This window comes from Kitasatospora sp. NBC_01287, assembly GCF_026340565.1.
GTDB lineage: Bacteria > Actinomycetota > Actinomycetes > Streptomycetales > Streptomycetaceae > Kitasatospora.
The window spans coordinates 2,957,013-2,980,226 of the sequence record NZ_JAPEPB010000001.1; the positions used below are offsets into that span (position 1 = coordinate 2,957,013).

Genomic DNA, 23,214 nt, shown 5'->3' on the forward strand with positions numbered 1-23,214 from the left:
GCGGGCCGGCGACGCGCTCCCGTGCGCGGCACCGGCCCATGAGGCACCGTTCGGCCCTCGCTGGTCAGGCGGTGAGTGCCTCCGGCTGCTCACCGCGGTGGACGGGACGGGACCGGCCCAGCGGAACCGGTGCTCCCGCGTGGTCGGTATGGTCGTGGTGCTCGAAGTCACGGAACTGGTCCGTGCCGCCGTACGGCTCCAGGTAGGGCCGCCAGCGCGGGTCCTTGATCCCGGTTCCGATGATGCGCCAGGCGAGCCCGCTGGGCGGCGCCGGAGGTCGCTTCATCCGCCACCCGAGCTCGGTCAGGTGGCGGTCGGCCTTCATGTGGTTGCAGCGGCGGCAGGCCGCCACCACGTTGTCCCAGCGGTGCTGACCGCCGCGGCTGCGCGGGATCACGTGGTCGACGCTGGTCGCGGCGGCCCCGCAGTAGACGCAACGCCCGTGGTCACGGGCGAACAGTGCGCGGCGGGTGAGCGGTACTGGCCCGCAGAACGGCACCCGGACGAACCGGGTGAGCCGGACCACGGAGGGCGCCGTAACGGCGCTGGTGGCGCTGTGCAGAGTGACACCCGAGTCCTCCAGGCTGACCGCCTTGTGGTTGAGGACGAGGATGAGGGCGCGGCGCATCGATACGACGCCGAGTGGCTCGTAGGACGCGTTGAGGACCAGGACATGCGGCACGGATGCCTCCTTGGACGCCTGCGGCGCGTGGCTCGCGCCGGGACGAGCGGATGACCGCGCATCTCTGCGCGATCACCCCCAGTGTCGCCTTACGGTTCTGTACGGCGCCACCACTACCGGGTAACGGGCCGAAGAGGCTTCGGTCCGCGCCGGTCGTCCTGATCTCTATGCCCAGCCGCGGACCCCGTCGCACTCGAACGGCCGTGGCGCGCCGCTCGACGCCCCAGCGGGGCCAGCGGGACCACCGCGGCGGCAGCGCAAGATCACCCGCGAGGGAAGCGGCTGGGAAACGGGGGTCCGGCCGGACGCTAGGCTGAGTCGCACGGTCCGCGCGGGCGGCGTGTCCGCCCGGACCGGTCGTGTGCCCCTCTGCAGGAAGGTTCGACCGTGAGCTGGTCCGGTTCCCCGGCCCTCCTCCCCCTGGCCGCCGCCGGCCCGTCCCCCGCCCCGTCCACCGCCCCGCCCCAGGCACCCGTCCTGCGGCTGCCCACCAGCGCGCAGGACGTGAGCACCAGCACCAAGGAGGCGGCCGGCTGGCTGGACGCCAACTGGGCGAGCTGGGTCGAGGGCGCGGTGCGGATCGTGATCATCGTGGTGCTCGCGCTGCTGCTGCGCGCGGTGGTGCGCAAGCTGATCGCGCAGTTCATCCACCGGATGACCCGCGAGCCGGAGGCGGACGTCGAGACGGTCAGCCGGCTGGGCGGCCTGCTGGTCAACACCGAGCGCCGCCAGCAGCGCTCGGCCGCGATCGGCTCGGTGCTGAAGAGCGTCTCCTCCTTCACCATCCTGGGCACCGCGGCGCTGATGGTGCTCTCGGCGCTCGGCATGGACCTGGCCCCGCTGCTGGCCAGCGCCGGGGTGGCCGGGGTGGCGATCGGCTTCGGCGCCCGCAACCTGGTGACGGACTTCCTCTCCGGGGTCTTCATGATCATGGAGGACCAGTACGGCGTCGGGGACGAGATCGACACCGGCGTGGCCACCGGCACGGTGCTGGAGGTCGGCCTGCGGGTGACCAAGCTGCGCGGCGCGAGCGGCGAGATCTGGTACATCCGCAACGGCGAGGTGAAGCGGATCGCCAACATGAGCCAGGGCTGGTCGACCGCGACGGTGGACGTCCAGGTCGGTTACCGGGAGCGGCTGGACCGGGTCGAGGAGCTGATCCTGCAGACCGCCCAGGAGTTCGCCAAGGAGGCGCCCTGGGACGAGCTGCTCTGGAACCCGGTGGAGGTGCTCGGCGTGGAGTCGGTGGCCGCCGACACCGTGGTGCTGCGGGTGCAGGCCAGGACCATGCCGGGCAAGGCGGCGCTGGTCACCCGGGGTCTGCGGCAGTGGCTCAAGCAGGCCTTCGACGATGCCGGGATCAAGTTGAAGGAGGAGCCGGGCACGGCCTCGGCACTCGCCGTCCCGCCCACCGTCGCGGACGCGCTGCCGCCCTCCGCGCTCGCCGATCCGGCCTCGGCCCGCTCGCTGGCCACCCGTCCGATCCCGCTGCCCACGCCGGAGGAGCAGCAGGCCTTCGGCAAGCTGCCCTAGCCCCGGCCCCAACCCCGGCCCCAGCCCTGGCCCTGCCTGCGGCGCCCGACAGCCCCGAGACCTCCCCAGGTCTCGGGGCTGCGTCGTTTCCGCATCGCAACCCGACGGAACCCGTCGAACTCGTCAGAGCCATTGACACTCGGGGAACTGTTAGTAAAGTTTCCAATCACGACGAGGCCGTCGGTAATCCGCCACCGAGCGATCACCACGCGCCCGCGCGCCGCCCGTCGTACCAACCACCGCGCAACCGCCGCACCGACTGCCGCCGATGGAGGAGGATCAAGGTCGTGACCGACACCACCAGCACCCCCCGCCCCGGCACCCCCAGCCGCCTCCGGGCGATCAACGACCGGGCCGCACTCGACCTGCTGCTCGCGCACGGCCCGCTCTCCCGCACCCGGATCGGCACCCTGACCGGCCTGTCCAAGCCCACCGCCTCCCAGCTGCTGGCCCGCCTGGAGGCGGCCGGCCTGGTCGTCCCGGTGGGCACCACGGCGGGCGGCCCCGGCCCCAACGCGCAGCTGTACCAAGTGAATCCGGCCGCCGGGTACGTCCTGGGACTGAACGTGACCCCTGGTCACATCCGCTTCGCGGTGGCCGACATCACCGGCCGCACCGTGGCCGAGCTGCGCCTGCCCACCCCCGGGCGGCAGGCCGCCGGCACGGTGGGCCGGGTCACCGACGGGGCGGAGCGGACGCTGCGCGAGGCCGGCCTGGCGCCGGGCTGCCTGAGCGAGGTCACCATCGGCACCCCCGGCGCGATCGACCCGGCCACCGGCAAGCTGCGCTACGCGCCGCACCTGCCCGGCTGGCACGATCCCCGGCTGGCGTCCGAGCTGACGGCGGCCCTGGGCGCGCCGGTGTCGATCGAGAACGACGTCAACCTGGCCGCCATCGCCGAGCGGACGCTCGGCTCGGCGCACGGCTGCGAGGACTTCGTGCTGCTCTGGGTCGGCGAGGGCATCGGTGCCGCGATCACGATCGGCGGCCGGCTGCACCGGGGCTTCACCGGGGGCGCCGGCGAGGTCGGCTACATGCCGGTGCCCGGCGCGCCGGTGGTCCGCAACGTCCGCCGGGAGAACTCCGGCGGCTTCCAGCACCTGGCCGGCGCCAACGCCGTGCTGGCGCTGGCCAAGAAGTACCGGCTCCCCGGCAGATCGGCCGAGGCGACGATCGAACGCGCACTGGCGACCCCGGGCGCGGGCGAGGAGTTCCTCGGTGAACTGGCCAACCGGCTTGCCACCGGACTGGCCGCGATCGTCGCGGTGATCGACCCCGAACTCGTCGTACTCTCCGGCGGCATCCCGACCGCCGGTGGCGAGCGGCTGCGCGAGCTGGTCCAGGACGAGCTCACCGGCCTCGCGGTACCCCGCCCCCAGCTGCTCAGCAGCACGGTTCCGGGCTCGCCCGTGCTGCACGGCGCCCTGCACCACGCCCTGACCGCCGCACGGGAAAGGGCCTTCACCACCGCCTGACCCGGCGGCACCCGCACGACCGCCATGACCTCCCCGCACCAGAACCCGCACCAGAACCCACCAGCACTGCCTCCCCCCTTCCCCCGCCGGGTGGACGGGCGATGCCGCCCGCCCCCGTACCTCCAGGAGGACGCGTGTCCCAGACCCGTACCCAGACCCAGACCCGTACCCGGGCCCGCAGAACGTCCCTCGCCGCGCTGGCGCTCAGCTCCAGCGTGGTACTGCTGGCCGGCTGCACCGGAACCAACTCCAGCGGCTCCGACACCACGGCCAACGGCAAGGACGTGACCATCACGTTCTGGCACGGCTGGAGCCAGGACAACGAGACCGCGGCGATCAACGCCAACATCGCCAACTTCGAGAAGCAGAACCCGCACATCCACGTGAAGGTCGTCGCCAACATCTCGGACGACAAGAGCGAGCAGGCGCTGCGGGCCGGCGGCCCCGACGCCCCCGACGTGGTCTCCTCGTTCACCACCGACAACGTGGGCAAGTTCTGCTCGGACAAGATCTGGGTGGACCTGACGCCGTTCCTCAAGCAGGACAACATCGACCCGAACGCCACCTTCCCGGCGCCGATGCTCAAGTACAGCGGCTTCCAGGGCGACCAGTGCTCGCTGCCGCTGCTCGGCGACGACTACGGCCTCTACTACAACAAGAAGGCCTTCGCCGCCGCCGGGATCACCGCGCCGCCCAAGACGCTCAGCGAATTCGACGCCGACGCGGTGAAGTTGACCATCCCGAGCGGCGACGGCTACCAGCAGCTCGGCTTCATGCCGGACTACCACGGCTACGAGTCCACCCCCGCCCACTTCCTCGCCCAGTGGGGCCCCAGCTACTTCGACTCCTCCGGCAAGTCGAACCTGGCCGGTGACCCGGCGGTGAACCAGATGCTCACCTGGCAGCAGGGGCTGGTGAACCAGCTGGGCGGCTTCGCCAAGCTGGAGAAGTTCCGCACCGGCTTCGGCGACGAGTTCAGCGCCAAGAACCCGTTCGAGACCGGCCAGGTGGCGATGGCGATCGACGGCGAGTGGCGCACCCAGTCGATCGCCGACGACAAGGCCACGCTCGACTGGGCCACCGCGCCGTTCCCGGTGCCGGACGCGCTCGCCGACACCTACGGCCGCGGCTACCAGACCGGCACCATCATCGGCATCTCCCGCAGCAGCCAGAAGCAGCAGGCCGCCTGGCAGTTGGTGAAGTACCTGACCACCAACACGCAGGCCGTGGTGAGCTTCGCCAACGCCATCCACAACGTGCCGAGCACCATAGCCGCGCTCAACTCGCCCGACCTGACGGCGGATCCGAACTTCAAGACCTTCCTGGACATCGCCAAGGACCCGAACTCCACGACCACGCCGGCCAGCATCAACGGCGGCGCGTACCAGGTGAGCCTGCAGAACTTCGCCTACGACGTGGAGAGCGGCAAGAAGACCGATCTGGCGGGCGGCCTGAAGGCCACCGACCAGGAGATCGACGCCGCCATCGCCCAGGCGAAGTGACGCTCACATGGCCCTGACCCGCTCCGCCCGCCCGGCGGTGCCCGCGGCCCTGCGCCGCAAGCACCGCCGGGAGGCCGCCCGCACCGTCGCCTTCCTGTCACCCTGGCTGATCGGCTTCTGCGTCTTCTTCGCCTACCCGCTGATCTCCACCGTCTACTTCTCCTTCATGAAGTACGACGGGTTCAACGCACCAGTCTTCACCGGTCTGAAGAACTGGAACTACGTCTTCAACCAGTACCCGTTCTTCTGGCAGGGCCTGGGCAACACGCTCTGGCTGGTGGCGGTGATGGTGTCGCTGCGGGTGGTCTTCGGACTGGGGATCGGCCTGCTCATCACCAAGGTGAAGAGCGGCGCGGGCTTCTTCCGCACCGCCTTCTACCTGCCCTACCTGGCGCCGCCGGTGGCCGCCACCATCGCCTTCGCCTTCCTGCTCAACCCCAGCACCGGCCCGGTGAACCAGCTGCTCAAGCTGCTCCACCTGCCGCAGCCGGGCTGGTTCACCGACCCCACCTGGTCCAAGCCCGCCCTCACCATGCTGGCCCTGTGGGGCATCGGCGACCTGATGGTGATCTTCATGGCCTCGCTGCTCGACGTGCCGCAGGAGCAGTACGAGGCGGCCGAGTTGGACGGCGCGGGGCCGGTGCAGCGGTTCCGCTACGTCACCTGGCCGAACATCACGCCGATCGTGATGTTCGCGGTGGTCACCGGCGTGATCCAGACCATGCAGTACTACACCCAGGCGATCGTGGCCGGGAAGGTGGCCAGTGGCGTGATCGGCGGCTCCGGCCAGCAGTTCGAGCCCGGCTACCCGCACGGCTCCACCTGGACCCTGCCGCAGATGGTCTACAACCTGGGCTTCCAGCGCTTCGACACCGGCTCGGCCTGCGTGGTGGCGCTGGTCCTGTTCGCGCTCTCGATGGCCTTCACCAGCCTGCTGCTGCGCCGCCGGGCCGGCTTCGTGACGAACGAGGACTGAGGATGACCCTGACTTCGACCCCTGTCCTCGCCCAGCCGGCCGGCTCCGCGCCGCGCAGCGCCGCGGAGCGCGTCGCGCGTCGCCGGGCCGCCCTGCACTGGGTGGCCGTGCACTCGACGGCGGTGGCGGCGGCGCTCTTCTTCCTGCTGCCGTTCGTCTTCGTCCTCCTCACCTCGGTGATGAGCGACCGCCAGGCACTGACCACCGACTACTGGCCGCAGCACTGGCAGTGGGGCAACTACGTCAAGGTGTGGCAGACCCCGGGCTTCCTGACCTGGTGGCGCAACACCCTGGTCTACGCCGTCGCGGGCACCGTGCTGACCGTCGCCTCCAGCCTGCCGGTCGCCTACGCGCTGGCCCGGTTCCGGTTCCGCGGGCGCCACACCGCCCTGATGGCGGTCATCTCGATGATGATGCTGCCGCCGCAGGTGACGGTGATCCCGATGTACCTGTTCTGGGCCAAGCAGTTGCACCTGACCGGCACGCTCTGGCCGCTGATCATCCCGATGGCCTTCGGCGACGCCTTCTCCATCTTCCTGCTGCGGCAGTTCCTGCTCACCATCCCCAAGGAGTACACCGAGGCGGCCCGGGTGGACGGCTGCGGGGAGCTGCGCACCCTGCTGCGGGTCATCCTGCCGATGGCCAAGCCGGCCATCTACGCGGTGGGGCTGTTCCAGTTCTTCTACTGCTGGAACGACTACTTCGGACCGCAGATCTACGCCAGCGAGAACCCCGGTGCCTGGACGCTGAGTTACGGCCTGGAGTCGTTCAAGAGCGCGCACCACACCAACTGGAACCTGACCATGGCGGCCACCCTGCTGGTCATGGCGCCGGTGATCATCCTCTTCTTCTTCGCACAGAAGGCCTTCATCGAAGGCGTGACACTGACAGGGGTCAAGGGCTGATGTCGCTCAAACTCGCCATCGTCGGCGGCGGTTCCACCTACACGCCCGAACTGATCGACGGCTTCGCCCGGTTGCGCGACACCCTGCCGATCGCCGAGCTGGTGCTGGTCGACCCGGCCGCCGAACGGCTGGAGCTGATCGGCGGCCTGGCCCGGCGGATCTTCGCCAAGCAGGGGCACCCGGCCCGCGTCACCACCACCGGCGACGTGGACGCGGGGGTGGCGGACGCCGACGCCGTGCTGCTGCAGCTGCGGGTCGGCGGACAGGCGGCCCGCAACGAGGACGAGACCTGGCCGCTGGAGTGCGGCTGCGTGGGCCAGGAGACCACCGGCGCGGGCGGCCTGGCCAAGGCACTGCGCACCGTGCCGGTGGTGCTGGACATCGCCGAGAAGGTCCGCCGGGCCAACCCGGACGCCTGGATCATCGACTTCACCAACCCGGTGGGCATCGTCACCCGGGCGCTGCTGGACGCGGGCCACAAGGCGGTGGGCCTGTGCAACGTGGCGATCGGCTTCCAGCGCAAGTTCGCCGCCCACCTGGGTGTGGCCCCCGAGCTGGTGCGGCTCGACCACGTCGGGCTGAACCACCTGACCTGGGAGCGCGGGGTCACCGTGCTGCCCGAGCCGGGCGCGGCGGCGGGGCGCGAGGTGCTGCCGGAACTGCTGGCCGGCTTCGGCACCGAGATCGCCGAGGACCTGCACCTGCCGCTGCCGGTGATCCGGCGCCTGGGCGTGGTGCCCTCGTACTACCTGCGCTACTTCTACCAGCACGACGAGGTCGTCCAGGAGCTGCTCACCAAGGGTTCGCGGGCCGCCGAGGTGGCGGCCATCGAACGCGAGCTGCTGGACCTCTACGCGGACCCGGCGCTGGACACCAAGCCCGAGCTGCTCGGCCGGCGCGGCGGCGCCTTCTACTCGGAGGCGGCGGTGCAGCTGCTCGCGGCGCTGCTCGGCACCGGGGGCGGGGCGTACGGCGTGCAGGTGGTCAACACCCGCAACAACGGGGTGCTGCCGTTCCTGCCGCCCGAGGCGGTGATCGAGGTCCCGGCCACCGTGGACCAGCGCGGCATCACCGCGCTGCCGCAGTCGCGCCCCCTCGAACCGCTCTACCGGGGGCTCGTCGCCGCGGTCACCAGCTACGAGGAACTGGCCCTGGAGGCGGCCCTGAAGGGCGGCCGGGAGCGGGTCTTCGACGCGCTGCTCGCGCACCCGTTGGTCGGCCAGCTCGACCTGGCCGACCAGCTGACGGACCGCCTGCTCGCGCACAACGAGCAATACCTGCGCCGGCTCTGACGACCAGCCGCGCACCGCGCTCCGGCCGCAGGGGCCGGAGCCCATGGACGAGCCCAGGGATCCGATGGACCACCACCAGCTGGAACCGCACCTGCCCGACGCCGAGCCCGGCGGCGTGCTCGCCGTCGACGCGGGCAACAGCAAGACCGATGTGGCACTGGTCGCCGCCGACGGCCGGCTGCTCGGCACCGCACGGGGCGGCGGCTTCGCCCCGCACCTGCACGGTTCCGAGGCCGCGGTCGCCACCCTGGCCCCGCTGGTCGCGGCGGTGGCGCGGGAGGCGGGACTGACGCCCACCGGGGGGCCACTGGTCCAGCACGTCCAGGCCTGCCTGGCCAACGCCGACCTGCCGATCGAGGAGCAGCGGCTGGAGCGGGCCCTGGCCGAGCACGGCTGGGGCCGCACGGTCGCCGTCGCCAACGACACCTTCGGGCTGCTGCGGGTCGGCACCGACGCCCGGCGCGGGGTGGCGGTGGTCTGCGGCGCCGGGATCAACTGCGCGGGCCTGCTGCCGGACGGCCGCACCGCGCGCTTCCCGGCGCTCGGCCAGCTGACCGGTGACTGGGGCGGCGGCGGGGGCCTGGCCGGCGAGGCGATGTGGCACGCCGCCCGGGCCGAGGACGGGCGCGGGCCCGCCACCGCGCTGGCCGCCGCCATCGCCGCGCACTTCGAGCTGGCCAGCGCCACCGCCGTCGCGGAGGCGCTGCACCTGGGCGAGCTGCCCGGGCAGCGGATCTACGAGGTGGTGCCGCTGCTCTTCGCCTGCGCGGAGCGGGGCGACGCCGCCGCGCTGGAGCTGATCGACCGCCAGGCCGACGAGATCACCCGGCTGGTCCGGGTCACCCTCGCCCGGCTCGACCTGCTGGACACCCCGACCCCGGTGGTGCTGGGCGGCGGGGTGCTGGCCGCCGGCCAGCCGCTGCTGCTGGAGAACCTGACCGCCCGGCTGCGCACCCAGGCGCCGCGGGCGCTGCCCCGGGTGGTCACCGCGCCGCCGGTGCTGGGCGCGGCGCTGCTCGGTCTCGACCGGCTGGCCGCCGCGGGCCTGGGCGGCGGCCCGGCGGCCCAGGCGCGGCTGCGCGCGGCGTACGGCAGCGCGGCGGCGGTGGCGGCCTAGAGGACTCCTTGGAGTCCTCCGGGCCCTGGTGCGCCCGCGTGCCGTCCGTCCGGGAGCTGTGGGGGCTCTCGGAGGCGGGGCGCGGGGTGCCCGGTGGGGTCGCCGGTGGGGCGGCGCCACCGGGCGAGGGGCTGGTTGCCGCTGTACCTACCGGTAGGTACGCTCGGGCCCATGAACACCTCCGAGCGCCTGATCGAGAGCACCCGAGAGCTGCTGTGGGAGCGCGGGTACGTCGGCACCAGCCCCAAGGCGATCCAGCAGCGCTCGGGGGTGGGCCAGGGCAGCATGTACCACCACTTCGACGGCAAGCCGGACCTGGCGCTGGCCGCGATCAGCCGCACCGCGGAGGAGCAGCGGGCCAGGGCCGAGGCCGAGTTCACCGGGCCCGGCGGCTCGCTGGCCCGGATCACCGCGTTCCTGCGCCGGGAGCGCGACGTGCTCAAGGGCTGCCCGGTGGGCCGGCTCACCCAGGATCCGGAGGTGATGGCCGATCCGGCGCTGCGCCGGCCGGTCGAGGAGACCTTCGGGTGGCTGCGCAGCCGGCTGACCGACCTGCTGGCCGAGGGGCGCGAGCGCGGCGAGTTCGCCCCGGCGCTGGCCCCGGCCGCCACCGCCTCCACCATCGTCGCGGTGCTCCAGGGCGGCTACGTGCTGGCCAGGGCCGCCGACTCGACCGAGCCGTTCGACGAGGCCGTCGCCGGTGTGCTCGGCCTGCTCGCCGCCCAGGCGCGGGCCGGCCGGTGACCGGAGCGCGCGTCCGCGCACCGGGGCCCGGCCGGGCTGCCGGCCGGGCGCGCCTGGTGACCGGGCTCAGCCGCGGGGCAGCCGCAGCGTGAAGGCCGCGCTCGCCAGGTCGCTGCTGCCGGTCGGCAGGGTGCTGCTCGCCGCGCCGAGGAGCAGGGTGCTCCCCCGGCCGTCCACCGAGGCGCCCAGGCTCTCGGCCTCGGTGTTCGCGGCGCCGGGCAGTTGCAGCAGCCGTTCGGTCGCACCGGTGCGCAGGTCGCGGCGGAAGTAGCCGAAGGCCTGGGGCGCGGTGCCGGGCAGCAGGTTGTCCGCGTCGGAGGTGAAGTAGACCCAGCGGTCGTCCGGACTGATCCCCACCAGGGTGGAGGACTGGTCGCCCACCGTGCCGTCGGGGGCGGTGCTGACCACCGTCGTGGTGCCGCGGTCCAGGTCGCGGACCAGCACCTGGCTCGGCGCCGAGAAGTCGTTGTCCAGCGAGGTGAAGACCGCGTAGCGGCCGTCGGCGCTGAGCACCCCGCGGATCACGGCCGCGGTGCTGCCGTCGGGCTCGACGCTCGCCACGCTGGTCAGCCCGGTGCGCAGGTCGTGCAGGTAGAGCGGGTAGAACCGGGCCCGCCTCGGGCTCACCGCCTGCCCGGCGGACGGCTTCGGCGCCGGGGCCCCGGCGGTGGGGACCAGGCCGGGATCGCGGGAGACGAAGACCACCCGGGAGCCGTCCGCGCTGATCGCGGGCCAGAGCGAGGCGGCCGCGGCCTGAGCGCCGCCGGTCGCCACCGAGGCCCGCGCGGTGCGGCCGGTGCGGCGGTCGAGGACGAAGACGTCCCCGGCCTGGTTGGTGTCGCCGGGCACCAGGTCGGCCCGGTTGGACTCGTAGGTGATGTAGCGGCCGTCGGGGCTGATGCCCGCCTGGTCGCTGTCGCCGCTCTGCGGCAGGGCGCCGCTGCCCATGCTGACCAGTTGGGTGCGGCCGGTGCGCAGGTCGCGCAGGTAGACGTTGGCAACGCCCTTGGTGGCGGCGGGCCCCAGGTTGTCGGCCGTGGAGGTGAAGACGACGTAGCGGCCGTCGGCGCTGATCGCGTCGCTGTGGCCGTAGCTGTCGGGCTGGACGCCGCCCGGGCCCAGGTCGACCTGGCGCAGCCGTCCGGTGCGCAGGTCACAGACGAAGACACCGCCGGGCCCGCTGCCGCCCCCCGGCAGCAGGTTGGTGGCGGGCGAGTCGACGAGCGCGAAGCGGCCGTCGCCGCTGATCGCGTTCGGGTAGACCGCCTGGTCCGGCTGCGCGCCGCCGGGCGCCAGGCAGACCTGGCGCACCGCGGGCGGCACCGCCGCGCCGGCCGGCGCGGCGCCGGTGACCGCCAGGACGACGGTCACCGCGCAGACGCCCGCGGTGGTCAGGCTCTTGGCTCGGCCGAGTCCGAACATGGTTCCCCTCCCGAAGTGGCCGCCCCCGCGGCCGTTGACCGGACGAACGCCACGAGCCAACCGCCGCGACGGCGGCCCGTCAACGGGTAGGGGGCAATCTCTTTACCCAGCCATGGGTTTGACTGACCGTCAACTCCCGCCACGGATCAGGCCGGCGATCATCTCGGGGCCGGCGTCCAGGGCGGCCGCGCTCTCCAGCACGTTGAAGTAGTCGCGCGAGGAAGCGATCAGCCCGTCGCGGACCCGGACCACCATGATGTAGGTGAAGGTGAACTCCCGCCCGGTGGCGGTGACCGTGCCGTGCACCTGGTACTCGGTCACCAGCACCTCGGGATCCCCGGTCTCGTGCAACCGCACGCCGTCCACGCCGGTGAACGACCAGAGGCCGGCGCGCTCCTTCATCCTGGCCCGCAGTTCCTCGCGACCGTGCGAGACCTGGGGAACGCCCGCCGGGGCGAACGGCATCTCGATCACCACGTCGGGCGCGTAGAGGTCGGCGACCTCGTCGCGGGTGCCGTGCACGATCGTGCGGAACAGCTTCTCCAGCACCTGACGCGGGGTCAGATCGGTCGGGGTCGAGCCGGTCGGGGTCAGCTCGGTTTCGGACATGGGTGTGCTCCTCGGTGGCTCGCGTGATTCGCGCGATTCGGGTGATTCGCACGGCTTCGCCTGGCAAGCCGACGCGCGCCGACGCGCATGGGACAATCGGAACGGTGGCCCCGCTTCGAGTATCCGGAACGACCGCCCCGGTTGTCCAGTCCCAACCGCCGAGAGGACGCCGCATGCCCGCCGAGAACACCCCCGCCCGCCCGCTGCGCGCGGACGCCCGCCGCAACCGGGCGGCCATCCTGAGCGCGGCCCAGGACGCCTTCGCCGCCGAGGGGTTGGCCGTACCGCTGGACGAGATCGCCCGCCGGGCCGGGGTCGGCGCGGGCACCGTGTACCGGCACTTCCCGACCAAGGAGGCGCTCTTCGAGGCCGTGGTGCTGGACCAGTTGGAGCGCCTCGCCGAGCAGGCCGGCGCCGCCCGCGGGGCCGCCGACCCCGCCGAGGCGTTCTACGCCTTCGTCACCGGGCTGGTCGCGGACGCGCACGTGAAGAAGGACCTGGCCGACGCCCTGGCCGGCGCCGGCGTCCCGCTCTCCGCCGGGACCATGGCGGCGAGCGCCGCGCTGCGGCACGAGTTCGGCGAACTGCTCACCGCCGCGCAGGCCGCCGGCGCGGTGCGCGCCGACATCGACCAGGCCGACCTGCACGCCCTGGTGCTGGCCGCACTCACCGCCGAACGGCACCGCGACGATCGGCGGCGGCCCGGACGGATCACCGCGCTTATCCTCGGCACGCTCCGCCCCGGCCCGAATTGACGATACGTCAGAATCTCAGCAGGCCATAGGCGTTGCCCTCCACCGCGTTGAGCAGTAGATGATCGGGCTCGGTCGCGGCCAGCGAGCGGCGCAGCCGGTCCAGCAGTTGCTCCGGCGCCGGGATCGCCAGGCCGAGCAGCCGGGCGACCTCGTCGCGCTCGGCCTCGTAGTCGGGGTGGTCCTCACGCATCTCCTCGGAGAGCTCCACCAGCTCGGTACCCCCGTCGCGCCACTCGGGGTGGCCCAGCAGCAGTTCGAGCAACTCGGCCAGCCCGCCCAGCGCGAGCACCGCGGCGCTGCCCTCGGAGTCCGCGTAGAGCACCGGGCGGCGCTCGCCGAAGGGGTCGTCGGCCGCCGGTTCGCCGCAGAAGAAGTAGGTGCCTCCGCAGCCGGTGCCCGCGAACGGGTCCAGCCGCGCGCCGGAGGCCAGCACGACCTCCTCCACGTGGTCATCGCCGGACAGGTCGAAGTCGCACGGCACCAGCAGCAGGTCTTCGGCGGCCTCGTGCTCGGCGATGGCGGCCAACAGGGAGCGTTCCATGGCGGGCACGCTAGCGTGCCCGACCGTCAGCGCGGACGACGGGACGGGCCACGGGACAGGCCGCGGGGCGGACCGGCGCTACGTGGGCGGGGACGCCCGGAGCTCGCGGGCCACCGCCTCGGGGAGCGGCGGGTAGGGCGCCTCGGCGGGCAGCAGCGCGGCGGCGGCCGTCCGGTCGCCGGCCCGGACCAGCTCGCGCACCCGGTGGGCGAGCGGGGTGACGTCACGCACCGAGCCGAGCCAGTGGTCGGCGTAGTCCCGGGTGGCCCGGCCGGCCAGGCCGAGTTGGAGCGAGCGGTGCGGCAGGGCGTTGAGGTCGAGGTCGCGCTCCGGGTCCCACTGCACCCGCACAGTGCTCTGCCGCAGCCGCTCGGTCCAGGCCTCGCGGTCGGTGTGCACCGCGGCGTCGTAGTGCGAGAGCACCGCCCCGGCGAGCGCGGACTCGAAGCCGGCCCGGCTGATCTCCAGGGCCAGCACCACCTCCTGGCCCGGCTTGGTGCCCCAGCCGCTGCGGTACATCATCCAGCGGAAGCTGGGCTTGATCCAGGTCATCCGGCTGCGGCTCCAGCTCGCCGGGAAGGCGCCGTGCCGGGCCGCGTGCTCGCCGATCACGGGCGGGTAGGCCTGGTAGACCGTCACGGTCCGCTCGGTGAAGGCCGCGCGGATCTGCCGCGGCGGCACGGGGGTGGGCTCGGCGGCGTCCTGGTGCTGCATCGGGCCAGTCTGCCGGGCGGGGCGGGCGGGCGCGGCCGAATTTCCGCCCGCCCGCCACCGGGCGGCAACCTCCGGCTACCGGCTACCGGCTACCGGCAACCGGCAACCGGCAACCGGCAACCGGCTACCGGCAACCGGCTAGCGGCTAGCGGCTAGCGGCTAGCCGAGTAGTTCCGATGTCTGGCTGCGGAGACAGCAAGAGGGTCCCGATGATCCGTGTGTGACGACAGACCTCGCAACCCTCTTGACCTCACTCTATGTGGAAGTTGACGACGAGATCGGAGGAACCCGATGGATGGGAACGCCACCGCTACTGAGCGACAGCGAGTTGGTCTGTCTGGCGGTCGCGCAGGCACTGCTCGGGTACCACTCCGAGGCCCGGTGGCTGCGCTACGCGAACAAGCACCTGTCGGACATGTTCCCCTACCTGCCGCAGCGGCCGGGCTACAACAAGCGTCTGCGATCCTCGCTTCCGCTGCTCAAGCGCGTGATCCGGGAGCTGGCCATGGACAGCGACTTCTGGTTCGACAACCACTGGATCGTCGACTCGACGCCGGTCCCGTGCGGGATGTCGCGGCGGACGGTGTTGCGGTCGAACCTGGCCGGGTGGGCGCAGTACGGATACTGCGCGTCACATTCCCGGTTCTTCTCGGGACTTCGGCTCTACCTGGTCTGCACGCCCACCGGTATGCCGATCATGTGGGCGCTTGCCTCCGCGAAGATCGGCGAGCGCGAGGTGCTGTCCGCGATGCTTGAGGTCGACGCCGGCGTGGTCGCCGCCCGCGAGGGCATCCTGCTCATCTCGGACAACGGCTTCGCGTCCAAACTTCGAGCGGGAGCTTCTCGATCAGGGCATCGAGCTGCTGCGGCCTTCGCGCAAGCGCGAGAAGGAGCGGTACGGCGAACCGATGCTCAAGAAGGTCCGCCAGCTGATCGAGTCGGTCAACGACACCCTCAAGGGGCAACTTGACCTGGAACAACACGGCGGACGGACCTTCGAGGGCGTCGCGGTCCGGGTCACACAAAGGATCTTGGCGATGCCTGCCGGGATCTGGCACAACAACCGGATCGGCGCACCGGTCACCCGCTCGCTGATCGCTTACGATCACTGACCACTTCGGTGCAACTCGTCAAGCTCCACCGGAACCCCGGCATTGTCGCCGGCCGCGAGCCCCGCGCCGTTCGGTGCGGGGCTTCGCCGGTTCACCCGTGGGCGAGCGGCACGCCGGGCGGCAGCGGCGGCTTCACCGGGAGCCGGACCGTGCCGCCGACGTGCCTTGCGCAGCGCCCGTACTCTCCCGGGCTGCTCAGGCCACGGCGAGTTCCGCGTCGAGGACCGCGTCGATCTCGGCCAGTTCCTCGGAGGTCGGCACCCACTGCCCGGCGGCGGCGTTGGCACGCACCTGCTCGGCACTGCTCGCCCCGGCGATGACCGAGCCGCAGCCGGGCCGTGCGGCGAGCGCTCCCACACCGATCTCAAGGACGCTCCGGCCGTGCACCTCGCCCCAGGCGGCGAGACGTTCGACCGCGTCGAGGCCGGCTTCGGTTACTCGCTCGGGCCGCGATGCCAGGCGCGAGCCCGCGGGCACGCCGGTGGCACGGCGTACCTTGCCGGTCAGCAGGCCGTTGGCGAGCGGGTAGAACGGCAGCACGCCGAGGCCGTAGTGCAGTGCCGCGGGTACCACCTCCCGCTCAGCGCCGCGTTCGAGCAGCGACCACTCGTTCTGGGCCGAGACGAACGGAACAGCCCCGATCTCCCGGGCGACGTGCGCGGCCTCGGCAATCTGCCAGCCGGCGAAGTTGGAGTGCCCGATGTAGCGCACCTTGCCTTCGCGCACCAGCTCGCTGAGCGCGGCGAGGGTCTCGGCGATCGGTGTGCGCGGGTCGGGAGTGTGCAGCTGGTAGAGGTCGATGTGGTCGGTCTGCAGGCGTCGCAGCGACTCCTCGACCGCGCGCCGGATGTAGGCCCGACCGCCCTTCGCCCCGGCCGCCGGCCCGTACCCCAGGTCCGCACGCTGATAGCCGAACTTGGTGGCCAGCACGACCTCGTCGCGCCGCCCTTTCAACGCCCGGCCGAGCAGCGTCTCGGAGCCGCCCCCGGCGCCGTAGATGTCGGCGGTGTCGAAGAGCGTCACCCCGGCGTCGAGTGCCGCGTCGACCACCGCGAGTGTCTGCGCTGCGTCGAGACGTCCGCCGAAGTTGTTGCAACCGAGTCCAACTACGGAGACGAGGAGTCCGCTGTTGCCGAGCGTTCGATATTCCATGGGGTGACTCTAGTTCTGAGAGGGCGGTTCGAGAGTCGATGTCCGTTTCGAAGTGAGACAGGACAGGACTGCTGGTCGCGGGGGCTCAGTCGGCTACTGCTTCTTGGTAAAGCTGCCGGCGTCGACTTCGGTGAGGACGTCGAGTTTGACCAGGCGTTTCAGCTCGGCGCGAGTGCCTTCGATGTTCTTCGGCTGTGGTTCGTGGCCGAGGGCTTCGCAGACGTCACGGGCTCGCAGGGGGCCGGTCGCCTCGTTGAAGAGCGAGAGGATGCGGGGGTAGTCCGGGTGCTCGGGCGGGGTGGTCCGGGCCGGGAGGCGGTCGGCGAGGGCGGTGACGGTCTTGCGGGTGATCGCGAGGTGTTCGAGCTGGGTCTCGGCCTCCCGCAGTCGGCCCTGCAGTTCCTGGATTTGGCTGCGGAGGTCGTCGGCCAAGGCCCGGGCGGCGTCTTCTTGGATGTCGAGCGCGTCGAGGAGGGGCTGGATGGTCACGCCGTCACCGCCTGCGGGTCGCGCCAGGTGGGCGTGTTCGCGCAGGTGAGGCGGCGGGCCATGACCCAGGCATGGCCCAGTAGACGCGGGAGGCGGAGGAGGCCGGGCTGTGCTCGTAGTCGCGGACCAGGCGCCGGTGCAGGACCAGGATCCCGTAGGTCTGCTCGACCCTCCAGCGTTTCGGCTGCGGGACGAACCCCTTGTCCTGCGGGTTGCGTTCGATGATCTCGACGTCGATGCCCAGGCCGGCGCCGTGCGCGGCGACCTGCTTCTTGAAGCCCTGGTCGACCAGGGCCTTGCGGACGGTGCCGCCGGTGTGTTCGGCGACCTGGTCCAGCAGGGCGATGCCCGCGGCGTTGTCGTGCGTGCTCGCAGCCAGAACGATGACAGCTATGACCAGGCCCAACACGTCGACGGCCAGGGCCCGTTTGCGACCGGACACCCGTTTCGCCGAGCCCAGGCCGGTCGTGGAGGCGGGGACCCCGGCGGCCACGTGGACGCTCTGCGTGTCCAGGACCACCAGGGTCGGGTCCTCTGATCGGCGGGCCCGCTCGCGGACCTGGCAGCGCAGGAGTTCGTGGATGACCTGGTCGGTTCCGTCGTCGCGCCAGGCAGCGAAGTAGTAGTAGGAAGCGCTCTTCGGCGGCAGATCGCGCGCCGGGGCCCGGGCCGCCCACCGAAGCAGTTCCCTGCCAGCTGATCATGTCCGGCGTGGTGAGATTACTGCCGATATTCGGCCGGCTTCGCGCGGGTGAGTTCGCTCCACCGCCCGAGTTCCTCTCGGTGGCTGCCGACCGCCGTTGTGAGGGCGACGGCTGCCAACTGTTCCGGTGTCGGCTCGCCGTTGCGGCGGGCGAGGAGCGTCAGCGGCCAGGCCGGGAAGCTGGGCTGCTCACCTTCAGCCTTGAAGGGGTGCCAGTCCCAGGCAGCGTCGAACCGCCAGGAGCCGCGCTGCTCAATCCGTGGGCTATGCCGAAGAAGCCGTCGGCGTCCATGCAGCACCATCTGCTCCAGCGGCTGAACACCCGCGCCGCCGAGCGCTGGCCGCAACTGGCCCGGGTCCACGTCCGCCTTCGCGCAGGATTCGCCTACGTGGAAGGTGAGTTGAAGGACGGCGAACGCCTGCCGCCGGGTCGCCTCCGCTTCGCCGGAGTCCTGCATACCTGGGGCTTCGCGGGCTTCCTCGCCGGCCGAGGCGGCTACGAGGACAACGTGCTCCCCAGCGGCCTACCCGTCGGCGCCCCCGAAGAGTGCCTGGACTGCGCCTGCGGCCTCTACCTCGACAGCCCGGCGGCCTGACCCCTCCACGAATGCAGCGCGAGTTCGCCCGTCGGGCCGGCAAGGTCGTCGAGCTCGACGCCGGCCACCATCCGTTCCTGTCCCGGCCCGCAGCGGTCCTCGACCTGGTGCTGAGCCTCTGACGACGGCGACGGCGACGGCAGCGGCGCACGGATGGGCCGGATATCGTCTCCGGTGCAACTCCCCGACGCAGGGGACGGCTTGGGAGGGAGCCGTCCTGGTGGCGACGGTTGCCGAACGCCGAGGAACTGACGGTCTCCGGGTCGCGACGTGCTCGTGAGTCGGGACAGCGGCGGGGCCATCCGGCGGGTCGATTCAGCCGGTGTGAGGCGGTGGCGCATCGGCGTCGGGGCGGGCCCCGGCGGCGTATTCGGCGCGGTCGGCGATCTGTTGGAGCGTGGCCAGGTGGGCGCGCAGCCGTTCGCGGCCGGCGGTGGTGGCCCGTACCCAGGTGCGGGGGCGCTTGCCGACGTGGCCCTTGCGGATCTCGACGAGGTCGGCGTTTCCGAGCGTGGTGAGTTGCTTGGACAGCGCCGAGTCGCTCAGCCGGGCGTGGTCGCGGACGAAGGCGAACTCGCACCAGGTGGTGGCGGACACCAGCGCCACGATGGTCAGTCTGGTGGGGTCCAGGAGGAGTTGTTCCAGGCCGCCGACGGCGTCGGGGACAGCGTCCGGCGCGGCGTCGCCGCCCTGGCCGCTCACGCTCATCGGGCCGCTGCGCGATGGGCCATCCGGCGCAGCACCGCGTTGATCAGCAGGCCCACGGCGACGCAGAGGACGGCGTACGGGAGGGCGATGGTGATGGAGGGGTGGTCGTGGATCCAGGCGGGCGTGCCGGAGCCGGTGAGCGCGCGGTGCACGGGTGGTTCGGCGAAGAACCGGAGGGCGCCGAAGGCGAGGCCGATCAGGAGGACGGGCAGCCAGGCGTAGCCGGGCAGGGCGCTGCGGTGCAGGGTACCGGAGGTGGCGGCCACGCGCGGGCTGCGGCGTCCGGCGACGACCCAGGCGACGGTGAGGGCGCCAAACCCGAGGGAGGCGACCTCCTGGACGGCGGGGCCGAAGTCCTCGGCGGCGGTGACCAGGGCCAGGACGGCGCCGAGCGCGGCCCACAGCCACCAGGGGGTGCGGAGCGAGCCGGCCGTGTCGAGGCGGACCTCGCGGACGCGGGCCAGGGCGTCCCGGGCTTCGGCGGGGCTGGGAGTCTTCATGGCGTTCCTCCTCAGGCGAGTACTTTCCTATGGAGAAAGTAGCTCGTACTTTCCTGCGAGGCAAGTGGACACGCCCATGGGGCGGCTGACGGCAACGCCGTGGAGGCGCAGCAAGCCCCTGCAAAGCCAGGGCCGCGACCAGCCTTCCCGGGCGCAGGCCCGCATGGCGGCGAGGTCCTGCGGCGGCCGCCCCGCCCGCGTGGTGCTGTGCGGGCGGGGCGGCTCAGTTCTGCTACCGGCGCGGCGGCGTTCAGTACAGGAGGCTGCAGCCTGCGTAGCCGGCCGCCAGGTGGTTCGAGGCCAGGTTGATGTCCATCTCGCTGACGCAGACGTAGTTGTGGCTGCCGGCGGTGCTGTCGGCGACCCAGCCGCCCTGCGCGCTGGCCCGTTGGCGACGGTGCAGCTCGGCCCGGTCGGGCCCGTCTGGTAGGTGTAGAACTGAGCCGTACACGTGACCGCCACCCCGGCCGGGTTGTCGGCGTTCACGGCGACCTGGACCTGGCCGGTGGGCTGCCAGTCGGTGTTCATCACCGCGTGGCAGTAGTTCAGAGGGCGGAATGTGAGCTGATTTCCGTTCTGTCGTCGCCTGAACGTGTGGCTTTGCCGTCTGCGGCAGGTCGCGGGGCTGGCGCCGTGCTGAGGTGACTGCGTGAGTGACCGCAAGCCGTACGTGACTACGAGCACCGGCCCGCTTCGGCCGAGTCCCGGGTGTACTGGGCGATAAGTGACGTGATGACCCGTCGGCTGACCGGCAGTGCGACGTCCTGGCGCGGCGCGTGACCAGCGGGGAGCTGACCCTGGGGGCGGTGCTGCTACGGCTGGAGGAGCGCGAGCGGGAGATCGCCGCGCAGGTCGAGGAGACCCGTGAGCAGATCTCGCGGCTCACCGCCGTGCTGGACGAGCTCGGCCGGGCTGCCGAGGAAGTGCGGATCACACGCAAGACGCTGCTGGAGCTGCCCGACCCGGACCCGCCCGCGCCGTCGGCGTCCGCCCCGCAGCTGCCGGACAGGGCGGCCTACCAGGAAATCATGGCGGTGTTCGCCCAGGCGGACGGTCCGCTACGGGCACGGGGCGTGTGCGAGGCGATGGACCTGGACCCGGCTCCGAACAACATCAACAACGTCCGTTTGAAGCTCAAGCGCCTGACCGGGCGCAACATCCTGGCCGAGACCGAACCGGGCCTGTTCACCCTGCCGCGACCGTAGCCGTCCGGCGCGGCCACTTCCTCCACTACCGCGAAGCGGACATCAGCTCACGTTCCGCCCTCTGACACGACAACCGGACCGGCCAGCCCGTCACCCGGTCACTGATCGACCACTGAGCGCATCGGAACTACTCGGCTAGCGGCCGACCGCGCCGTCCAGCAGCTCGCGCAGGATGTCGGCGTGGCCGACGTGCCGGGCGGTCTCCTCGACCATGTGCACCAGGATCCAGCGCATCGAGGGGGCCGGCGTCTCCCGCAGCGAGCGGGCGCCCGGGCCGTCCAGGTCGGCGCAGCCGCGCACCACCTCGTTGGCGGCGGCGACGGCCGCCCGGTAGGCGGCGGCCAGGTCCGCGGCGGTGTCCTCGGCGGTGACCACGGGCTCGTCGTCCCACTGCTCGCGGTCGGGGCCGGCGTAGGACCAGACGAACCAGTTGAGCTCGACCGCCGTCAGGTGCTTGACCAGCCAGAGCAGGCTGGTGCCGGAGCCGACGGCCGGGGTGCGCAGGGCCTCGTCGTCCAGCCCGACCAGCTTGGCGAGCAGGGACTCGCGCAGGTAGTCGAGGAAGGCCAGCAGCGTGGTCCGCTCATCGGCCTCGATGCCGGGCGGACGCAGGTCGGGGCGCGGGGTCTCGGTGGTCGTCATGGGGTGTGAGCCTAGACCCGGCCCGGCGCGGGCCACCGCTCGGCCCGGCCTCCTCAGCCCTCCCCCGGCCTGCCCCCCGCCCGCCCCCGCCCGCCCCCGCCCGCCCCTCAGGCCGCGCCGAACTCGCCGTCCAGCCAGGCGGCCAGCTGCTTGGCGCAGTCGTCGACCGAGTCCCGCCAGGCGCGGGCCGCGCCCTCGCCCGCCTCGTCGCTGACGTACTTGACCAGCCGCACCGGCACCTGCGCGCGCCGGGCGACGCCGGCCACCGCGTAGCCCTCCATGTCGACCAGGTGGGCCGCGGCGGCCAGCCGCTCGCGGGCGGCGGGGTCGGAGACGAAGAGGTCGCCGGTGGCCAGGGTCGGGCCCTCGGGGGCCAGGGTGATCGGGCCGCCGTAGGTCCGGCCGGTGAGCTGGTGCAGCACGGCGGTGTCCAGGTCGTGCTGCAGGACGGTGCCGATCCGGTGGATCCGGCCCGCCAGCCCGGTCCGCAGCGCGCCGGCCGTGCCGAGGTTGACCACCTCCAGCGGGTGCGGGCCGCTCGCCAGCACGGTGGCCAGCGCGGCCGCGGCGTTGACCTTGCCGATGCCGGTGAGCAGCACCGGCAGCTCCGCGCCCAGGTGGGCGGCCTCCTCCTGGACGGCGAGGACGAGGAGCGGGCGGTCAGGGGTGACGGTTCCGATCAGCTGCATGCGGCCGATCGTACTCAGCCCTCGGCGCCGTACCGGTGCTTCAGGTTGGGGTCGTCCAGCCACCACGGGCGCAGCCCCACCTCGGCCGGCGCACCTTCCGAGCCTGCCGTGCCCCGCTCGACGGCGGCCGCGGCGGCCGCCTCGTACTGCGCGTCCAGCGCCGCGTCCACCGCCACCGTCTCCTCGCGGCCCTGCACGATCATGCGGCGGACCAGCGCGCACAGGAACGGCAGGCCGACCAGGTCGCCCAGCACCCAGAGCGAGTTGCCGCCCCAGGTCTGGTCCTGGGCGATGCTCGGGCCCCACGGGCGGCCGAGCGTCGCGTAGTAGTGCTCGGCCATGATGTGGCCGCCGTAGATCAGCACGATGCCGAGCGCGGCGTCGAAGATCACCTCGGCGAAGGTGATGAAGAGGCCGACCAGGTGCGGGTACTCGTGGCCGACCGGGTCGAGCTGCAGCCGCGGCCAGAAGTAGGCCAGCCCCAGCAGCACCAACGAGACGTGCAGGCCGATGTTCCAGGTGCCGCTGCTCAGGCTCTTCTCGTACCAGGGGGTGAAGTAGAGCAGCCACGGCGGCGCCATCAGCAGCGCGGTGGAGACCGCAGGGAACATCAGCAGCTTCGAGGGCCTGCTGCGCAGCGCCCGCAGGATCCGCTCGCGCCGGGGCGGCGCCGACGCCTCGACCAGCAGCGAGACCGGCGCGCCCAGCGCGATCAGCAGCGGGACCAGCATCAGCAGCAGGACGATCTGCACGGCGCGGTCGGTGAACAGGATCCGCTCGTAGACGCCGATGCCCGAGCAGGTGACCCAGATCCAGAGCAGCAGGCCCGCGAAGAAGTTCAGCGTGCGGGTGGGCTGCCAGCGCTGCCCGGCCCTGGCCAGTCGGCGCAGGCCGAGCAGGTAGCCGCCGCCGAGCAGCGCGCACAGCGCCAGCACCACCGGCTCGGCGGTCCACGAGGTGGCCAGGTCGGCCCACTGCCAGGGCGGCGGGCCGTGGTAGCCGACGGCGAGGTGGCCGACGCCCTGGGCCAGGACTGCTGTGCTCTGCATCGTTCGCGCTCCATGCTCCGCCCGGGAACGGCGGGTTCTCCCGAGCCATCATGGCCGATCCGCAGTCGATCACCGTCGGCGGGGCACGGCGCCGCGCCGTCC

The 23,214-nt window shown here is 72.4% G+C and carries 24 protein-coding genes and 3 pseudogenes; 13 read left to right on the forward strand and 14 right to left on the reverse strand.

Annotated elements, in window-relative coordinates; genetic code table 11:
• Positions 1-64 precede the first annotated feature (64 nt).
• Positions 65-682, reverse strand: coding sequence for an HNH endonuclease (locus OG455_RS12385; protein WP_266293040.1), 618 nt, complete (start codon positions 680-682; stop codon positions 65-67).
• Between the two features lie 387 nt (positions 683-1,069).
• Here OG455_RS12385 and OG455_RS12390 point away from each other — a divergent pair, with 387 nt between their 5' ends.
• The 8 genes from OG455_RS12390 to OG455_RS12425 all read left to right on the forward strand — a co-directional run bounded on the left by OG455_RS12390 (position 1,070) and on the right by OG455_RS12425 (position 10,226).
• Positions 1,070-2,215 carry a mechanosensitive ion channel family protein gene (locus OG455_RS12390; RefSeq protein WP_266293042.1) on the forward strand — a complete coding sequence of 382 codons (1,146 nt, stop codon included), beginning with the start codon at positions 1,070-1,072 and terminating at the stop codon, positions 2,213-2,215.
• Positions 2,216-2,502: 287 nt separating this feature from the next.
• The gene (locus OG455_RS12395) at positions 2,503-3,690 is read left to right on the forward strand and encodes an ROK family transcriptional regulator (protein WP_266293044.1); all 1,188 of its coding nucleotides are present in this window, start codon (positions 2,503-2,505) and stop codon (positions 3,688-3,690) included.
• A gap of 134 nt (positions 3,691-3,824) precedes the next feature.
• Complete coding sequence (locus OG455_RS12400; protein ID WP_266293046.1) at positions 3,825-5,192, forward strand: extracellular solute-binding protein; 1,368 nt, start codon at positions 3,825-3,827, stop codon at positions 5,190-5,192.
• Positions 5,193-5,199: 7 nt separating this feature from the next.
• Positions 5,200-6,168, forward strand: a complete 969-nt coding sequence (locus OG455_RS12405) for a carbohydrate ABC transporter permease (RefSeq protein WP_266293048.1) — start codon at positions 5,200-5,202, stop codon at positions 6,166-6,168.
• Positions 6,169-6,170: 2 nt separating this feature from the next.
• Positions 6,171-7,073, forward strand: coding sequence for a carbohydrate ABC transporter permease (locus OG455_RS12410; protein ID WP_266293050.1), 903 nt, complete (start codon positions 6,171-6,173; stop codon positions 7,071-7,073).
• Positions 7,073-8,365 (forward strand): 6-phospho-beta-glucosidase, encoded by a 1,293-nt coding sequence (locus OG455_RS12415; protein WP_266293052.1) that lies wholly within the window; start codon positions 7,073-7,075, stop codon positions 8,363-8,365. Before OG455_RS12410 ends, OG455_RS12415 begins: the two co-directional genes overlap by 1 nt.
• A 64-nt stretch (positions 8,366-8,429) precedes the next feature.
• Positions 8,430-9,482, forward strand: a complete 1,053-nt coding sequence (locus tag OG455_RS12420) for an N-acetylglucosamine kinase (RefSeq protein ID WP_266300747.1) — start codon at positions 8,430-8,432, stop codon at positions 9,480-9,482.
• Between the two features lie 171 nt (positions 9,483-9,653).
• Positions 9,654-10,226: a TetR/AcrR family transcriptional regulator gene (locus OG455_RS12425; protein ID WP_266293054.1), complete on the forward strand. Its 573-nt coding sequence runs from the start codon at positions 9,654-9,656 to the stop codon at positions 10,224-10,226.
• Between the two features lie 66 nt (positions 10,227-10,292).
• On the opposite strand, the gene OG455_RS12430 is transcribed toward OG455_RS12425, so the two are convergent.
• Positions 10,293-11,648, reverse strand: a complete 1,356-nt coding sequence (locus OG455_RS12430) for a hypothetical protein (protein WP_266293056.1) — start codon at positions 11,646-11,648, stop codon at positions 10,293-10,295.
• A 129-nt stretch (positions 11,649-11,777) separates the two neighbouring features.
• Positions 11,778-12,257, reverse strand: coding sequence for a nuclear transport factor 2 family protein (locus tag OG455_RS12435; protein WP_266293058.1), 480 nt, complete (start codon positions 12,255-12,257; stop codon positions 11,778-11,780).
• Between the two features lie 173 nt (positions 12,258-12,430).
• Between OG455_RS12435 and OG455_RS12440 the strand changes: the two genes are divergently transcribed.
• Positions 12,431-13,012 carry a TetR/AcrR family transcriptional regulator gene (locus OG455_RS12440; protein ID WP_266293060.1) on the forward strand — a complete coding sequence of 194 codons (582 nt, stop codon included), beginning with the start codon at positions 12,431-12,433 and terminating at the stop codon, positions 13,010-13,012.
• Between the two features lie 7 nt (positions 13,013-13,019).
• Here the strand turns inward: OG455_RS12440 and OG455_RS12445 are convergent, their stop codons facing one another.
• Both OG455_RS12445 and OG455_RS12450 read right to left on the reverse strand, forming a co-directional pair.
• On the reverse strand, positions 13,020-13,553 hold the full coding sequence (locus tag OG455_RS12445) for a hypothetical protein (RefSeq protein WP_266293062.1): 534 nt from the start codon (positions 13,551-13,553) through the stop codon (positions 13,020-13,022).
• Between the two features lie 78 nt (positions 13,554-13,631).
• The gene (locus OG455_RS12450) at positions 13,632-14,267 is read right to left on the reverse strand and encodes a DUF4291 domain-containing protein (protein WP_266293064.1); all 636 of its coding nucleotides are present in this window, start codon (positions 14,265-14,267) and stop codon (positions 13,632-13,634) included.
• 220 nt (positions 14,268-14,487) lie between these two features.
• Between OG455_RS12450 and OG455_RS12455 the strand changes: the two are divergent.
• Positions 14,488-15,379, forward strand: a pseudogene (locus tag OG455_RS12455) (IS982 family transposase).
• A 195-nt stretch (positions 15,380-15,574) separates the two neighbouring features.
• On the opposite strand, the gene OG455_RS12460 reads toward OG455_RS12455, so the two are convergent.
• The 3 genes and pseudogenes from OG455_RS12460 to OG455_RS12470 all read right to left on the reverse strand — a co-directional run.
• Complete coding sequence (locus tag OG455_RS12460) at positions 15,575-16,531, reverse strand: aldo/keto reductase (protein ID WP_266293066.1); 957 nt, start codon at positions 16,529-16,531, stop codon at positions 15,575-15,577.
• Between the two features lie 93 nt (positions 16,532-16,624).
• Positions 16,625-17,020 (reverse strand): hypothetical protein, encoded by a 396-nt coding sequence (locus OG455_RS12465; RefSeq protein ID WP_266293083.1) that lies wholly within the window; start codon positions 17,018-17,020, stop codon positions 16,625-16,627.
• A pseudogene (locus OG455_RS12470) lies at positions 17,017-17,672 on the reverse strand (transposase); the annotation flags it as partial. The pseudogene OG455_RS12470 and the gene OG455_RS12465, both read right to left, overlap by 4 nt.
• 341 nt (positions 17,673-18,013) lie before the next feature.
• Here OG455_RS12470 and OG455_RS12475 point away from each other — a divergent pair.
• Positions 18,014-18,319: a hypothetical protein gene (locus OG455_RS12475; RefSeq protein WP_266293085.1), complete on the forward strand. Its 306-nt coding sequence runs from the start codon at positions 18,014-18,016 to the stop codon at positions 18,317-18,319.
• Positions 18,320-18,634: 315 nt separating this feature from the next.
• Here the strand turns inward: OG455_RS12475 and OG455_RS12480 are convergent, their stop codons facing one another.
• The 3 genes from OG455_RS12480 to OG455_RS12490 all read right to left on the reverse strand — a co-directional run bounded on the left by OG455_RS12480 (position 18,635) and on the right by OG455_RS12490 (position 19,978).
• Positions 18,635-19,027, reverse strand: coding sequence for a transcriptional regulator (locus OG455_RS12480; RefSeq protein WP_266293087.1), 393 nt, complete (start codon positions 19,025-19,027; stop codon positions 18,635-18,637).
• On the reverse strand, positions 19,024-19,527 hold the full coding sequence (locus OG455_RS12485; protein WP_266293089.1) for a hypothetical protein: 504 nt from the start codon (positions 19,525-19,527) through the stop codon (positions 19,024-19,026). Before OG455_RS12485 ends, OG455_RS12480 begins: the two co-directional genes overlap by 4 nt.
• Before the next feature lie 250 nt (positions 19,528-19,777).
• The gene (locus OG455_RS12490; protein WP_266293091.1) at positions 19,778-19,978 is read right to left on the reverse strand and encodes a hypothetical protein; all 201 of its coding nucleotides are present in this window, start codon (positions 19,976-19,978) and stop codon (positions 19,778-19,780) included.
• Between the two features lie 215 nt (positions 19,979-20,193).
• On the opposite strand from OG455_RS12490, the pseudogene OG455_RS12495 reads away from it, so the two are divergent.
• Positions 20,194-20,307 (forward strand): annotated as a pseudogene (locus OG455_RS12495) (IS5/IS1182 family transposase); the annotation flags it as partial.
• Positions 20,304-20,732 (forward strand): hypothetical protein, encoded by a 429-nt coding sequence (locus OG455_RS12500; protein ID WP_266293093.1) that lies wholly within the window; start codon positions 20,304-20,306, stop codon positions 20,730-20,732. The pseudogene OG455_RS12495 and the gene OG455_RS12500, both read left to right, overlap by 4 nt.
• A 135-nt stretch (positions 20,733-20,867) precedes the next feature.
• Here OG455_RS12500 and OG455_RS12505 read toward each other — a convergent pair whose 3' ends face one another.
• The 3 genes from OG455_RS12505 to OG455_RS12515 all read right to left on the reverse strand — a co-directional run bounded on the left by OG455_RS12505 (position 20,868) and on the right by OG455_RS12515 (position 23,112).
• Entirely contained in the window at positions 20,868-21,374 is a 507-nt protein-coding gene (locus OG455_RS12505; protein WP_266293095.1) for a DinB family protein, read from the reverse strand.
• A 107-nt stretch (positions 21,375-21,481) separates the two neighbouring features.
• Positions 21,482-22,063: a nucleosidase gene (locus tag OG455_RS12510; protein WP_266293097.1), complete on the reverse strand. Its 582-nt coding sequence runs from the start codon at positions 22,061-22,063 to the stop codon at positions 21,482-21,484.
• Positions 22,064-22,077: 14 nt separating this feature from the next.
• Positions 22,078-23,112, reverse strand: coding sequence for a cytochrome c oxidase assembly protein (locus OG455_RS12515; RefSeq protein ID WP_266293099.1), 1,035 nt, complete (start codon positions 23,110-23,112; stop codon positions 22,078-22,080).
• Positions 23,113-23,214: the final 102 nt, after the last annotated feature.

What these genes read in the sequence shown, in the direction of transcription:
- OG455_RS12405 (WP_266293048.1), top strand. Translation starts at nt 5,200, where the DNA reads ATGGCCCTGACCCGCTCCGCCCGCCCGGCGGTGCCCGCGGCCCTGCGC.
- OG455_RS12410 (WP_266293050.1), top strand. Translation starts at nt 6,171, where the DNA reads ATGACCCTGACTTCGACCCCTGTCCTCGCCCAGCCGGCCGGCTCCGCG.
- OG455_RS12415 (WP_266293052.1), top strand. Translation starts at nt 7,073, where the DNA reads ATGTCGCTCAAACTCGCCATCGTCGGCGGCGGTTCCACCTACACGCCC.
- OG455_RS12420 (WP_266300747.1), top strand. Translation starts at nt 8,430, where the DNA reads ATGGACCACCACCAGCTGGAACCGCACCTGCCCGACGCCGAGCCCGGC.
- OG455_RS12425 (WP_266293054.1), top strand. Translation starts at nt 9,654, where the DNA reads ATGAACACCTCCGAGCGCCTGATCGAGAGCACCCGAGAGCTGCTGTGG.
- OG455_RS12430 (WP_266293056.1), bottom strand. Translation starts at nt 11,648, where the DNA reads ATGTTCGGACTCGGCCGAGCCAAGAGCCTGACCACCGCGGGCGTCTGC.
- OG455_RS12435 (WP_266293058.1), bottom strand. Translation starts at nt 12,257, where the DNA reads ATGTCCGAAACCGAGCTGACCCCGACCGGCTCGACCCCGACCGATCTG.
- OG455_RS12440 (WP_266293060.1), top strand. Translation starts at nt 12,431, where the DNA reads ATGCCCGCCGAGAACACCCCCGCCCGCCCGCTGCGCGCGGACGCCCGC.
- OG455_RS12445 (WP_266293062.1), bottom strand. Translation starts at nt 13,553, where the DNA reads ATGGAACGCTCCCTGTTGGCCGCCATCGCCGAGCACGAGGCCGCCGAA.
- OG455_RS12450 (WP_266293064.1), bottom strand. Translation starts at nt 14,267, where the DNA reads ATGCAGCACCAGGACGCCGCCGAGCCCACCCCCGTGCCGCCGCGGCAG.
- OG455_RS12460 (WP_266293066.1), bottom strand. Translation starts at nt 16,531, where the DNA reads ATGGAATATCGAACGCTCGGCAACAGCGGACTCCTCGTCTCCGTAGTT.
- OG455_RS12475 (WP_266293085.1), top strand. Translation starts at nt 18,014, where the DNA reads ATGCAGCACCATCTGCTCCAGCGGCTGAACACCCGCGCCGCCGAGCGC.
- OG455_RS12480 (WP_266293087.1), bottom strand. Translation starts at nt 19,027, where the DNA reads ATGAGCGTGAGCGGCCAGGGCGGCGACGCCGCGCCGGACGCTGTCCCC.
- OG455_RS12485 (WP_266293089.1), bottom strand. Translation starts at nt 19,527, where the DNA reads ATGAAGACTCCCAGCCCCGCCGAAGCCCGGGACGCCCTGGCCCGCGTC.
- OG455_RS12505 (WP_266293095.1), bottom strand. Translation starts at nt 21,374, where the DNA reads ATGACGACCACCGAGACCCCGCGCCCCGACCTGCGTCCGCCCGGCATC.
- OG455_RS12510 (WP_266293097.1), bottom strand. Translation starts at nt 22,063, where the DNA reads ATGCAGCTGATCGGAACCGTCACCCCTGACCGCCCGCTCCTCGTCCTC.
- OG455_RS12515 (WP_266293099.1), bottom strand. Translation starts at nt 23,112, where the DNA reads ATGCAGAGCACAGCAGTCCTGGCCCAGGGCGTCGGCCACCTCGCCGTC.